Origin of the sequence: Pseudomonas sp. NPDC008258, assembly GCF_042956345.1 — a bacterium.
GTDB lineage: Bacteria > Pseudomonadota > Gammaproteobacteria > Pseudomonadales > Pseudomonadaceae > Aquipseudomonas.
Genome location: NZ_JBIBGE010000041.1, coordinates 40,694 through 52,119, shown reverse-complemented (window position 1 = coordinate 52,119; position 11,426 = coordinate 40,694). Strand labels below are relative to the sequence as shown.

The following is an 11,426-nucleotide window of genomic DNA, read 5'->3' as shown; positions in this document are numbered from 1 at the left end:
TGATCAAGCGGATGGCTTACGGCTACCGGGACAGCGAGTTCTTTTTCATGAAGATCAAGAATGACTTTCCCGGCAATCCGTGAAGAACCTTTTTTGTTTGCGGCGGCCAACGGCGTTATGCTGGGCGCCTGCCTAGGAGACTGAATACATGGCCTACGATTTTGATCTGTTCGTGATTGGCGCCGGGTCTGGCGGCGTGCGCGCGGCGCGCTTTGCCGCCGGCTTTGGTGCAAAGGTGGCAGTGGCCGAAAGCCGCTACCTGGGCGGTACTTGCGTCAACGTTGGCTGCGTACCGAAAAAATTGCTGGTGTACGGCGCGCATGTTGCTGACGAACTGGAGCAGGCCGCAGGTTTCGGCTGGACCCTGGAAGAAGGGCATTTCGACTGGGGTACCCTGATAGCCAACAAAAACCGTGAAATCGAGCGGCTCAACGGCATTTACCGCAACTTGCTGGTCAACAGCGGTGTCACCCTGCTGCAGGGCCATGCGCGCATGACCGGCGCCAATGAAGTGGAAGTCGAAGGCCAGCGCTACACCGCCGAGCACATCCTCATCGCAACAGGTGGCTGGCCACAGGTGCCGGACATTCCGGGCAAGGACCTGGCCATCACCTCCAACGAAGCCTTCTACCTCAAGGACCTCCCTCGTCGGGTGCTGGTGGTGGGTGGCGGTTACATCGCCGTCGAGTTCGCTGGCATCTTCCAGGGCCTGGGGGCCGACACCACGCTGCTGTACCGTGGCGACCTGTTCCTGCGTGGCTTTGATGGCTCGGTGCGCACGCACCTGAAGGAAGAGCTGGAAAAGCGCGGCCTCGACTTGCAGTTCAACGCTGACATCCAGCGCATCGACAAGCTTGAAGACGGCAGCCTCAAGGCCACCCTTAAAGACGGCCGCGAGTTGGTTGCAGATTGTGTGTTCTACGCCACCGGGCGGCGCCCGATGCTGGACAACCTGGGCCTGGAAAACACCGGGATAGAGCTGGACCCGCGGGGCTACATTCGTGTGGATGAGCAGTACCAGACGACCGCCCCGTCGATCCTGGCCATTGGCGATGTCATCGGCCGTGTGCAACTGACCCCCGTGGCCTTGGCCGAGGGCATGGCAGTGGCGCGGCGCTTGTTCAAGCCAGAGCAATACCGCCCGGTGGATTACCAGAACATCCCGACTGCGGTGTTCAGCCAGCCGCCGATTGGTACTGTTGGCCTGACCGAAGAGCAGGCGCTGCAGGCCGGGCACAAGGTGCAGGTGTTCGAAAGCCGCTTCCGCGCCATGAAGCTGACCCTCACCGATATCCAGGAAAAAACCCTGATGAAGCTGGTGGTGGATGCCGAGACCGACAAGGTGCTGGGTTGCCACATGGTTGGCCCGGATGCCGGCGAGATCATCCAGGGCCTGGGCGTTGCCCTGAAGGCCGGGGCGACCAAGCAGCAGTTCGACGAAACCATCGGCGTGCACCCGACGGCAGCCGAAGAATTCGTGACCATGCGCACAGTTACTCGTTAATGCCACTGGCCTCATCGCCGGCAAGCCAGCTCCCACAGGTATTGCACAAGTCCATGGGGCTGCGCTGTACCTGTGGGAGCTGGCTTGCCGGCGATAGGGCCAGTGAATGCTGCGCAATCCTTTGCTCAGCCCATTCCCTTCTATTAATAAACCCCGGTTATAGCCAAAACCAATCGCAAGCATGAGCTTTGCCAATGAGCCTTCAGCGGGATGATTAGTTAGGATTCTATCCATCAACTGATTCCAACCCCATGAAGGAGCGTCTCTCATGCCAATCATCAACAGCCAGGTCAAACCGTTCAACGCCACCGCCTACCACAAAGGCGAGTTCGTCCAGGTCAGCGAAGCCGACCTGAAAGGCAAGTGGTCTGTCGTGTTCTTCTACCCGGCCGACTTCACCTTCGTATGCCCGACCGAGCTGGGTGACCTTGCTGACAACTACGCCGAGTTCCAGAAGCTGGGTGTGGAAATCTACGGCGTGTCGACCGACACCCACTTCACCCACAAAGCCTGGCACGACACTTCGGACACCATCGGCAAGATCGAATACCCGCTGATCGGTGACCCGACCCACGTCATTTCGCGCAACTTCGACGTGCTGATCGAAGAAGCCGGCCTGGCTGACCGCGGTACCTTCGTGATCAACCCGGAAGGGCAGATCAAGATCGTCGAACTGAACGACGGTGGTGTAGGCCGCGATGCTGCCGAACTGCTGCGTAAAGTGAAGGCTGCCCAGTACGTTGCCGCTCACCCAGGCGAAGTGTGCCCGGCCAAGTGGAAAGAAGGCGAAGCCACTCTGGCGCCGTCGCTGGACCTGGTCGGCAAGATCTAAGGTCATGTGCACCTTGCGGGCGGTGAGCAGCCGCCAAAGCTGAAGTACTCACCGCCCCGTCAAACGCCCGGGCGACATCGCCTGGGCGTTTTTGTATCCGTGTTTTGAAAAGGAATCGCCCGTATGTTGGACGCCACGCTTAAATCGCAACTGAAAACCTACCTGGAGCGGGTCACCCAGCCGATCGAGATCGTTGCCTCCCTCGACGACGGCGCGAAGTCCCGCGAATTGCATGACCTGCTGGTGGAAATTGCCAGCCTGTCGAACCTGATTACCTTCAGCGCGGACGGCACCGATGCCCGTCGCCCATCGTTCTCGCTGAACCGCCCGGGGGGCGATATCAGCCTGCGCTTTGCCGGCATCCCCATGGGCCACGAATTCACCTCGCTGGTGCTGGCGCTGCTGCAAGTCGGTGGCCACCCGTCCAAGGCCAGTGCCGAAGTGATCGAGCAGATCCAGGCGCTGGAAGGCGACTTCACCTTCGAAACCTACTTCTCGCTGTCGTGCCAGAACTGCCCGGACGTGGTCCAGGCGCTTAACCTGATGGCGGTGCTCAACCCTAACGTGCGCCATGTGGCCATCGACGGTGCGCTGTTCCAGGCCGAAGTGGAAGCGCGCAAGATCATGGCGGTGCCGAGCATCTACCTGAACGGCGAAGTGTTCGGCCAGGGCCGCATGGGCCTGGAAGAAATCCTCGGCAAGATCGACACCAGCGCCGGCGCTCGCCAGGCCGAGAAGATCAACGCCAAGGACGCCTTTGATGTACTGGTGGTCGGCGGCGGCCCGGCTGGCGCCGCAGCGGCCATCTATGCCGCCCGTAAAGGCATCCGCACCGGGGTTGCTGCCGAGCGTTTCGGTGGCCAGGTGCTTGATACCCTGGCCATCGAGAACTTCATCTCGGTGCAGGAGACCGAAGGGCCTAAGCTGGCCACGGCGCTGGAAGAACACGTCAAGCAGTACGACGTCGACATCATGAACCTGCAACGCGGTGAAGCGCTGATTCCGGCCGCTGACGGCGGCCTGCACGAAGTACGCCTTGCCGGTGGCGCCTCGCTCAAGGCCAAGACCGTGATCCTGGCCACGGGTGCGCGCTGGCGCGAAATGAATGTGCCAGGCGAGCAGGAGTACCGCGGCCGTGGCGTGGCCTACTGCCCGCACTGTGACGGCCCGCTGTTCAAGGGCAAGCGCGTGGCGGTGATCGGCGGTGGCAACTCGGGTGTAGAAGCCGCCATCGACCTGGCCGGCATCGTCGCCCAGGTGACGTTGATCGAATTCGACAGCCAGCTGCGTGCCGATGCGGTGTTGCAGCGCAAGCTGCACAGCCTGCCGAACGTCAAGGTGATCACCAGTGCGTTGACCACCGAGGTGCTGGGCAATGGTGAGAAAGTGACCGGCCTGCGCTACAAGGACCGCACCACCGACGAGCAACAAGAGGTGGCGCTGGAAGGGATCTTCGTGCAGATCGGCCTGTTGCCGAACACCGATTGGCTGAAAGGCACCGTCGAGCTGTCGCCGCGTGGTGAGATCATTGTCGATGCCAAGGGCCAGACCAGCATCCCGGGCGTGTTTGCCGCGGGTGACGTGACGACCGTGCCGTACAAGCAGATCGTGATTGCGGTAGGTGAGGGGGCCAAGGCTTCGTTGGCGGCCTTTGACCACCTGATCCGTACTTCGGCACCGGCGTAAGCCTGTACCGGCCTCTTCGCGGGCTTGCCCGCTCCCACAGGTACTGCACACGTCTTGATGACTGTGAAGACCCTTGTGGGAGCGGGCAAGCCCGCGAATGCGTCAGCACTGACAGATATGAGGCTGAGGGTGTCTATGATTACTGCAGATCCCCTCAGGAATCACACCCATGACCCTGATCAGCCGCGAACCTTGGTGGCTAGTCCCCCCAAAGCCCGGGCAAACAGAGCAGGACCTGCACTGGGGCTACCTGGAAATCTACGCCGACGGCCGCACCGTGTTCGTCGACCAGCGCCCCAGTGACCGGGAGCTGGCCGAGCGCAAGAGCTGCCGCAACTTCCCCGACCGCGAGCCGTGACGGCTCAGCCTTCCAGCTCGGCCAGGCGTGCCTCCAGCGCCGCGATGCGCGCTTCGAGGGCTTCGATGCGTTCCTCCGACACACTGGCGCCACTGCTGCGTGCGCCACCTTCCTGCTGGCGCGCAGCGAGAATCGCCTCGATCTCTGCCGGGTCGCCCAGGGCATGGGTGTAGCGGTCTTCACGCTGGCCGGCCTGGCGTGGCAGGTGCAAGGCCAGGTCGCGCGAAATCAGGCGCTCCAACTGGTGCTGGATCTGCTCGGTGTCGTCGAAGTCGTGCAGGCGGTTGCTGCGGGTCAGCAGTTCGTTGAGGGTTTGCGGGCCGCGCAGGAACATCAGGCCCATCAGTATCAGCTGTGCCGGCACCAGTTCCAGTGCCTTGTCCACCCGTTGTTCCCAACGGTCAGCACGGCTGCCCATCTGCAGGCGGGTCATGCCTTGCCCTTCAAGGGTACGCAGGGCTTGGCCGACCTGGCCTTGGGTAAGGTTCATCACCGGCTCGCGGCTGGTCTTCTGGTTGCAGGCCAGGACAAGCGCATTGAGGGTTAGTGGGTAGCTTTCAGGGCTGGTGGCCTGCTTTTCGATCAGCGCGCCGAGAATGCGGACCTCGACGCTGCTGAAGCGGCCTTCACCTGCGGTTTCGTGTTCTGACATGGCCCTGTCTCATTGCTGGGGAAAGGCCACTAGCCTAGGTAAAGCGCCTGGCTTAAGCAATCATCTGCTTCTTCGCGGGCAAGCCCGCTCCCACCGTTTCTGCACACTGCCCGGGCCGGCGCTGTACTTGTGGGAGCTGGCTTGCCGGCGATGGGCCGCAAAGCGGCCCCGGCAATCTCAAGCGTTACGCCGTTCTTCAGCCTGGCAAGCCGCCGCAGTGAACAACACATCGGTCGACGAATTCAGTGCCGTCTCGGCCGAATCCTGCAACACGCCAATAATGAAGCCCACTGCCACCACCTGCATGGCAATTTCGCTTGGGATGCCAAACAGGCTGCACGCCAGCGGGATCAGCAGCAGCGACCCCCCGGCCACGCCCGAGGCGCCGCAGGCACATACCGCAGCCACCACGCTGAGCAGCACGGCCGTTGGCAAGTCCACCGGGATACCCAGGGTATGCACCGCAGCCAGTGTCAGCACGGTAATGGTGATGGCCGCACCGGCCATGTTGATGGTCGCGCCCAGCGGGATCGATACCGAGTAGGTGTCTTCATGCAGGCCAAGGCGTTCCGACAGCGCCAGGTTGACCGGGATGTTGGCCGCCGAACTGCGGGTGAAGAACGCGGTAATCCCGCTTTCGCGCAGGCACAGCAGGGTTAGCGGGTAGGGGTTGCGGCGGATCTTCCAGAACACGATCAGCGGGTTCATCACCAGCGCCACGAACAGCATGCAGCCGATCAGCACGGCCAGCAGGTGCAGGTAGCCGAGCAGTGCCTGCAAGCCCGACTGGGCCAGGGTGGAACTGACCAGGCCAAAGATGCCCAGCGGGGCGAAGCGAATGACCACGCGCACGATCAGGGTTACGCCGTTGGACAGGTCGTCGACCACATTGCGGGTGGTTTCACTGGCATGGCGCAAGGCTACACCCAGGCCGATGGCCCAGGTGAGTACGCCGATGAAGTTGGCATTGAGCAGGGCGTTGATCGGGTTGTCGACCGCACTCAGCAGCAGGTTTTGCATGACTTCGGTGATGCCGCCCGGCGCGCTCAGGGTGGCCTCGCCGGTGCTGAGTACCAGGTTCGACGGGAACAGCATGCTGGCGCCCACTGCCACCACCGCTGCGGCAAAGGTGCCCAGCAGGTACAGCCAGAGGATCGGGCGAATGTGGGTTTCCTGCCCGTGGCGGTGGTTGGCGATCGAGGCCATGACCAGGATGAAGACCAGCACGGGTGCAACAGCCTTGAGGGCGCTGACGAACACCTTGCCGATGAAGGCCAGGTCGCGGGCGAGCGCAGGCGCAAGCAGGGCAAGGGCGATGCCGGCGAGCAGGCCGATAACGATCTGCGTCACCAGGCTGGTGCGGTTGAGGAGGCGGAGAAGGGGCGTCATGTGCAGCGGTATCTCGGAATCTGGAAAGGGCGGGACTTTACCATAGAGCCTTGTAGGGCTGTTCTGGCCTCTTCGCGGGCATGCCCGCTCCCACAGGTACAGCACACCTTTCGAGACCAACGCAGATCTTGTGGGCGCGGGCGTGCCCGCGAAAAGGCCCCCTCGGTCACCAATGAAACAACTCCCGCCGCGCCCCCTCGGTAATCGCCACGATCCCCGGGTGCTTGACCTTGCGCTCCACCGAAATGGCATAGAACGACTCATGCACGGCCTCGGTCTGCCCGATCAGCTCCACGCCATACTGGCGGCATACCTCTTCGGCGATCACGCTGGGGGCCACGAAAATGCCGCTGCCCGACTGCCCGAACGCCTGCATCAGGGCACTGTCATCAAATTCGCCCACGATTCGCGGCTGCACCTGTTGCTCGCCCAGCCAGCGCAGCAGGCGGCTGCGCACCACGGTTTCCTGGCCGGGCACCAGCAGTGGGGCGTCGTGCAGGCAAGCCGGGAAGGGGCCATCCAGCCGTTGCGCGAGTGTCGGGGTGGCGAAAAAGCTCAGCCCGCACTCGCCCAGCTTCTGGCTGTAACCCTTGATGTCCAGGTGGCTGGGCATGGGGCTGTCGGAAATCACCAGGTCCAGGCGCTGGATAGCCAGGTCTGCCAGCAACCGCTCGAGCTTGTCTTCGCGGCAGTTGATGCGCAGCACCTCATCCAGCTCCATGGTCGGCGCCAGCAGGCGGTAGACGATGGATTTCGGCACCACGTCGGCCACGCCTACACGGAACAGGATCTGTTCCTGCGGGCCTGCACGCAGCATGGCCTCCAGTTCCCCACCAATCTGGAACATCTGCTCGGCATACACCAGCGTCTGGCGCCCGGTTTCGGTCAGCTCCAGCTGCCGGCCGGCGCGCTGGAACAGCTCCAGGCCGTAGGTTTGCTCGAACAGGCTAATCTGCCCGCTGATGGTTTGTGGTGTGAGATTCAGCTGTTCGCTGGCGCGGGTAATGCTGCCAGTCTTGGCCACGGCCCAAAAGTAATGCAGCTGGCGATAGTTGAGCACCGTTGGTCGTCCGGATTCGTAAAAACCGAAGTATACGCCATGAAAATACGAATTTTCCTGAACTATCGGCGTCTCTAGAATGCACGGCATCAGGCGCTATGCGCCGCCGGGATATTTCAAGCGAGGACACCATGCTGCAACTCAAATCCATCGGCACCCCGTTGGTGCTGGCTTTGGCGCTGTTCACCCTGGCGGGTTGCGACCAGGCCGAAAAATCTGCCCAGCAGATGCTCGACCAGGCCGCGCAGTCGGCCAAACAGGCCATCGACGACACCAACAAGGCCGCCCAGCAGGCGTTGAGCGAAGCCATCGGTACCGAAGGGCACAAGCCTGAGGATGCCGACAAGAAAAAAGACACTCAGGAAATCTGACCCCCAACCGCCGCTGCAGGATTTGAACAATGGAATACTTGCTGGAACTCGCCGCTAGCCCTACCGCCTGGATTGCCCTGGCTACGCTGGTGGCCATGGAAGTTGTACTGGGTATCGACAACCTGATCTTCATCTCCATCCTGACCAACAAGCTGCCGGTGGAGTACCGTTCCAAGGCGCGGCGTATTGGTATCAGCATGGCCTTGGTCATGCGCCTGGCCTTGCTCAGCACGGTGGCCTGGATCGTCCAGTTGACGGACCCGGTGTTCGAAGTGTTCGGCAACGCCTTCTCGTGGAAGGACATGATCCTGATTGCCGGTGGCCTGTTCCTGCTGTGGAAGGCGACCAAGGAAATTCACGAAAGCGTCGACCCGCACGGTGCCAAGGAAGAAGCCAAGGTCGGCTCCACGGTTACCCTGGGCTTTGCTGCGGCGATCTTCCAGATCCTGTTGCTGGACATCGTCTTCTCGGTGGACAGCATCATCACCGCCGTAGGCATGACCGAACACTTGCCGATCATGATCATTGCCGTGATAACGGCTGTAATCGTGATGATGGTTGCCGCCGACCCGCTGGCCAACTTCATCAACGACAACCCGACGGTGGTCATGCTGGCCCTGGGCTTCCTGATCATGATCGGCATGACGCTGATCGCCGAAGGCTTTGGTGCCCATGTGCCGAAAGGTTATGTGTATGCGGCCATGGCGTTCTCGACGGTGATCGAAATGCTCAATATCTTTGCACGCCGGGCGCGGCTCAAGCGTGAGGCGGCTGAGGGTTGATGTACAGGCGGGGCGCTTTGCGCCCCGTTCGCGGGCTCGCCCGCTCCCACAGGGCCCGCGTTAGCCAGCTAGCTACGCAGTGCCTGTGGGAGCGGGCGAGCCCGCGAATGGCTTGATGAAAATCCAGGATCAGTGCACCCCGGCATGCCGCCGCGCCCGCCGCACGGGCTGTGGCTTGGCGGGGGCCTGCGGTGGCAGGTGGTGATGTTGTGCATGACGCCGCACGATACGCAGTACACCCCATAACATGGCGGCTGCAACGCTCAGCCACATGCCCACCAGCATGAGGATTGCCATGGTCAGGCTCATCTGTGCCTCCATCTCTACGGCCAAGCGCCCGATACCGGCACTTGCCTTCCAGACACTGCTTTAGTCTAGCCTTTCGCCTGTGACGTTCCATCGAACAAAGGTCTATTGCTGAGTCCGATTCGCTCCTAACCGCTGTCGGACTATACCCGCGCCGCTGTGGGACCTATGATCGGTGGCCAGAGCCGGGCGCTGCCTGCCTGGCGTTGAAGCAAGCGAGTGTCCATGCAGCAACATTCCTTCAAAACCGCCCCCCGCCGGCTGCTGGCTGCCTGCCTGATGGCGGCCACCCTGGCCGGTTGTGCCAGCGCGCCGCCCGCCAACCTCAAGGGCTTGCCACAGCGGGTCGAGATCAGCAGCGTGCCGTTCTACCGCGGTAACGCCAACCACAGCGGCGCCATGGCCCTGGCGACGATGCTGTCGCAACAGGGGGCGCCTATTACGCCAGGGCTGCTGGACAAGCCGCTGAACCTGCCCCAGGGTGTTGAAGCGCTGGGCACGGGCATCCCCCGCGTGGCGCGGGAGTACGGCATGGTCGTGTACCCGTTGGACAAACAAATGGACGCGCTGCTGACTCAGGTGGCGGCGGGCAACCCGGTGCTGCTGCGTTACGAGGACGGTTCGGCCTGGTGGGGCGAGCCCCGTTATGCCGTTTTGATCGGTTATGACCGCTACAAGCAGCGGGTGCTGTTGCGCGCAGGCATGCACCGGCGGCAGGTGATGGCGTTCGACGAGTTTGCCTCGGCGTGGGCGAAGCAGGGGAGTTGGGCGGTGCTGGTGCAGCCACCACGGCAGCTACCGGCCCAGGTGGACCGTCAGCGCTGGTTGCAGGCGGCGGATGAGCTGTCGAGGGCGGGGCAGGAGGTTGCGGCGAAGCAGGCTGTAAATAGCCTGAATAAGTAATATTGCCTGTACCGGCCCTTTCGCGGGCACGCCCGCTCCCACAGAAACCATGCAACCTGCACAAATTCTGTGGGAGCGGGCGTGCCCGCGAAGAGGCCAGGCCTGCTTACATCAGAAGCCCAGGCGATCGCGCAGGCTGTAGTACCAGGCACCAAGGGCGCTGAACGGTACGCGCAGCATCTGGCCACCCGGGAACGGGTAGTGCGGCAGGCCGGCGAAGGCGTCGAAACGCTCGGCCTGGCCACGCAGGGCCTCGGCCAGTACCTTGCCCGCGAGGTGGGTGTAGGTCACGCCGTGGCCCGAGCAACCCTGGGAGTAGTAGATGTTGTCGCCAATACGGCCAACCTGCGGCAGGCGCGACAGGGTCAGCAGGAAGTTGCCGGTCCAGGCGTAGTCGATCTTCACGTTCTTCAGTTGCGGGAAGGCCTTGAGCATCTTCGGACGGATGATCGCCTCGATGTTGGCCGGGTCACGCGCGCCGTACACCACGCCACCGCCGAAGATCAGGCGCTTGTCGCTGGTCAGGCGGTAGTAGTCGAGCAGGTAGTTGCAGTCTTCCACGCAGTAGTCCTGCGGCAGCAGGGTACGTGCCAGTTCTTCGCCCAGTGGCTCGGTGGTGATCACCTGGGTACCGCATGGCATGGACTTGGCAGCCAGCTCCGGCACCAGGTTGCCCAGGTAGGCGTTGCCGGCGACGATGATGAACTTGGCGCGAATTTTACCCTGTGGTGTGTGCACCACCGGGTTGGCGCCACGCTCGATACGGATGGCCGGGGTTTGCTCATAAATGACGCCGCCCAGCGACTCGACCGCGGCCGCTTCGCCCAGGGCCAGGTTCAACGGGTGGATATGGCCGCCGCTCATGTCGAGCATGCCGCCGATGTAGCTGTCGCAGGCAACCACTTCGCGGATGCGCTTCTGGTCCATCAGCTCCAGCTGGTTGTGGCCAAAGCGTTCCCACAGGCGCTTTTGCGACTCCAGGTGGCCCATCTGCTTGCTGGTGAGGGCGGCGAACACGCCACCGTCTTTCAGGTCGCACTGAATGTTGTACTTGGCCACGCGCTCACGAATGATGCGCCCGCCTTCGAAGGCCATGTGGCCCAGCAGTTGAGCTTCTTTAGGGCCAACGGTGCGCTCGATGACGTCGATGTCGCGGCTGTAGCTGTTGACGATCTGGCCACCGTTGCGGCCCGACGCGCCAAAGCCGACCTTGGCCGCTTCGACGATGCTCACCTTGAAGCCGTTTTCCAGCAGGAACAGGGCGCTGGAAAGGCCGGTGTAACCGGCGCCGATGATGCACACATCGGTTTCCACCTCACCCTGCAGCGCCGGACGTGGCGGCACCGGGTTGGCCGAGGCGGCGTAGTAGGACTGGGGGTAGGGGGTGTTAGCCATGCTGCAGGAACCTCGTGTTTTATATTTTTAACGAATGTACCGATGCTATCAATAATAATAAACACCCGCTAGTCGTCTGATGAAAATCCTTTACGGGGTGCAGCCAGCCTGTCTTTCTATAAAGAGTTTAAGATTCAGTGAGTTAGCGCGAAAAAAAGTGTTGACAGGGTTTTAGGAATGCGTAGAAT

Annotated in this window: 12 protein-coding genes; 7 read left to right on the top strand and 5 right to left on the bottom strand. The window is 62.2% G+C overall.

All coding sequences use genetic code 11. The features are described from left to right. Positions 1-148 precede the first annotated feature (148 nt). The 4 genes from gorA (at position 149) to ACFY9W_RS25620 (ending at position 4,380) form a co-directional block, all read left to right on the top strand. Complete coding sequence (gene gorA, locus ACFY9W_RS25635) at positions 149-1,504, top strand: glutathione-disulfide reductase (protein ID WP_391136534.1); 1,356 nt, start codon at positions 149-151, stop codon at positions 1,502-1,504. 268 nt (positions 1,505-1,772) lie between these two features. Beyond that, positions 1,773-2,336, top strand: coding sequence for an alkyl hydroperoxide reductase subunit C (gene ahpC, locus ACFY9W_RS25630; protein WP_003250537.1), 564 nt, complete (start codon positions 1,773-1,775; stop codon positions 2,334-2,336). A gap of 123 nt (positions 2,337-2,459) precedes the next feature. After that, positions 2,460-4,022, top strand: coding sequence for an alkyl hydroperoxide reductase subunit F (gene ahpF, locus ACFY9W_RS25625; protein WP_391136530.1), 1,563 nt, complete (start codon positions 2,460-2,462; stop codon positions 4,020-4,022). Between the two features lie 169 nt (positions 4,023-4,191). Continuing rightward, the gene (locus ACFY9W_RS25620; RefSeq protein ID WP_274080506.1) at positions 4,192-4,380 is read left to right on the top strand and encodes a hypothetical protein; all 189 of its coding nucleotides are present in this window, start codon (positions 4,192-4,194) and stop codon (positions 4,378-4,380) included. Between the two features lie 4 nt (positions 4,381-4,384). Here ACFY9W_RS25620 and ACFY9W_RS25615 read toward each other — a convergent pair whose 3' ends face one another. From ACFY9W_RS25615 to nhaR, 3 genes are all read right to left on the bottom strand, one after another. Then, the gene (locus tag ACFY9W_RS25615; RefSeq protein WP_391136526.1) at positions 4,385-5,032 is read right to left on the bottom strand and encodes a DUF480 domain-containing protein; all 648 of its coding nucleotides are present in this window, start codon (positions 5,030-5,032) and stop codon (positions 4,385-4,387) included. 177 nt (positions 5,033-5,209) lie between these two features. Continuing rightward, complete coding sequence (sstT, locus tag ACFY9W_RS25610) at positions 5,210-6,421, bottom strand: serine/threonine transporter SstT (RefSeq protein ID WP_391136523.1); 1,212 nt, start codon at positions 6,419-6,421, stop codon at positions 5,210-5,212. 166 nt (positions 6,422-6,587) lie between these two features. Continuing rightward, positions 6,588-7,481, bottom strand: a complete 894-nt coding sequence (nhaR, locus tag ACFY9W_RS25605; protein ID WP_391136520.1) for a transcriptional activator NhaR — start codon at positions 7,479-7,481, stop codon at positions 6,588-6,590. A 131-nt stretch (positions 7,482-7,612) separates the two neighbouring features. Here nhaR and ACFY9W_RS25600 point away from each other — a divergent pair, with 131 nt between their 5' ends. Together ACFY9W_RS25600 and ACFY9W_RS25595 are read left to right on the top strand one after the other, a co-directional pair. Beyond that, complete coding sequence (locus ACFY9W_RS25600) at positions 7,613-7,852, top strand: hypothetical protein (RefSeq protein WP_391136517.1); 240 nt, start codon at positions 7,613-7,615, stop codon at positions 7,850-7,852. 29 nt (positions 7,853-7,881) lie between these two features. Further along, positions 7,882-8,634: a TerC family protein gene (locus tag ACFY9W_RS25595; protein WP_391136514.1), complete on the top strand. Its 753-nt coding sequence runs from the start codon at positions 7,882-7,884 to the stop codon at positions 8,632-8,634. A 129-nt stretch (positions 8,635-8,763) separates the two neighbouring features. Here ACFY9W_RS25595 and ACFY9W_RS25590 read toward each other — a convergent pair whose 3' ends face one another. Continuing rightward, positions 8,764-8,943: a hypothetical protein gene (locus ACFY9W_RS25590; RefSeq protein ID WP_391136511.1), complete on the bottom strand. Its 180-nt coding sequence runs from the start codon at positions 8,941-8,943 to the stop codon at positions 8,764-8,766. Between the two features lie 222 nt (positions 8,944-9,165). Here ACFY9W_RS25590 and ACFY9W_RS25585 point away from each other — a divergent pair, with 222 nt between their 5' ends. Then, on the top strand, positions 9,166-9,843 hold the full coding sequence (locus ACFY9W_RS25585; protein WP_391136509.1) for a peptidase C39 family protein: 678 nt from the start codon (positions 9,166-9,168) through the stop codon (positions 9,841-9,843). A 111-nt stretch (positions 9,844-9,954) separates the two neighbouring features. On the opposite strand, the gene ACFY9W_RS25580 is transcribed toward ACFY9W_RS25585, so the two are convergent. Further along, a complete protein-coding gene (locus tag ACFY9W_RS25580; RefSeq protein ID WP_391136506.1) occupies positions 9,955-11,238 on the bottom strand; it encodes an FAD-dependent oxidoreductase in 1,284 nt (427 codons plus the stop codon). Positions 11,239-11,426 lie beyond the last annotated feature (188 nt).

What these genes read in the sequence shown, in the direction of transcription:
- sstT (WP_391136523.1), bottom strand. Translation starts at nt 6,421, where the DNA reads ATGACGCCCCTTCTCCGCCTCCTCAACCGCACCAGCCTGGTGACGCAG.
- ACFY9W_RS25580 (WP_391136506.1), bottom strand. Translation starts at nt 11,238, where the DNA reads ATGGCTAACACCCCCTACCCCCAGTCCTACTACGCCGCCTCGGCCAAC.
- ACFY9W_RS25600 (WP_391136517.1), top strand. Translation starts at nt 7,613, where the DNA reads ATGCTGCAACTCAAATCCATCGGCACCCCGTTGGTGCTGGCTTTGGCG.
- ACFY9W_RS25590 (WP_391136511.1), bottom strand. Translation starts at nt 8,943, where the DNA reads ATGAGCCTGACCATGGCAATCCTCATGCTGGTGGGCATGTGGCTGAGC.
- ACFY9W_RS25620 (WP_274080506.1), top strand. Translation starts at nt 4,192, where the DNA reads ATGACCCTGATCAGCCGCGAACCTTGGTGGCTAGTCCCCCCAAAGCCC.
- ahpC (WP_003250537.1), top strand. Translation starts at nt 1,773, where the DNA reads ATGCCAATCATCAACAGCCAGGTCAAACCGTTCAACGCCACCGCCTAC.
- gorA (WP_391136534.1), top strand. Translation starts at nt 149, where the DNA reads ATGGCCTACGATTTTGATCTGTTCGTGATTGGCGCCGGGTCTGGCGGC.
- ACFY9W_RS25585 (WP_391136509.1), top strand. Translation starts at nt 9,166, where the DNA reads ATGCAGCAACATTCCTTCAAAACCGCCCCCCGCCGGCTGCTGGCTGCC.
- ACFY9W_RS25595 (WP_391136514.1), top strand. Translation starts at nt 7,882, where the DNA reads ATGGAATACTTGCTGGAACTCGCCGCTAGCCCTACCGCCTGGATTGCC.
- ACFY9W_RS25615 (WP_391136526.1), bottom strand. Translation starts at nt 5,032, where the DNA reads ATGTCAGAACACGAAACCGCAGGTGAAGGCCGCTTCAGCAGCGTCGAG.
- ahpF (WP_391136530.1), top strand. Translation starts at nt 2,460, where the DNA reads ATGTTGGACGCCACGCTTAAATCGCAACTGAAAACCTACCTGGAGCGG.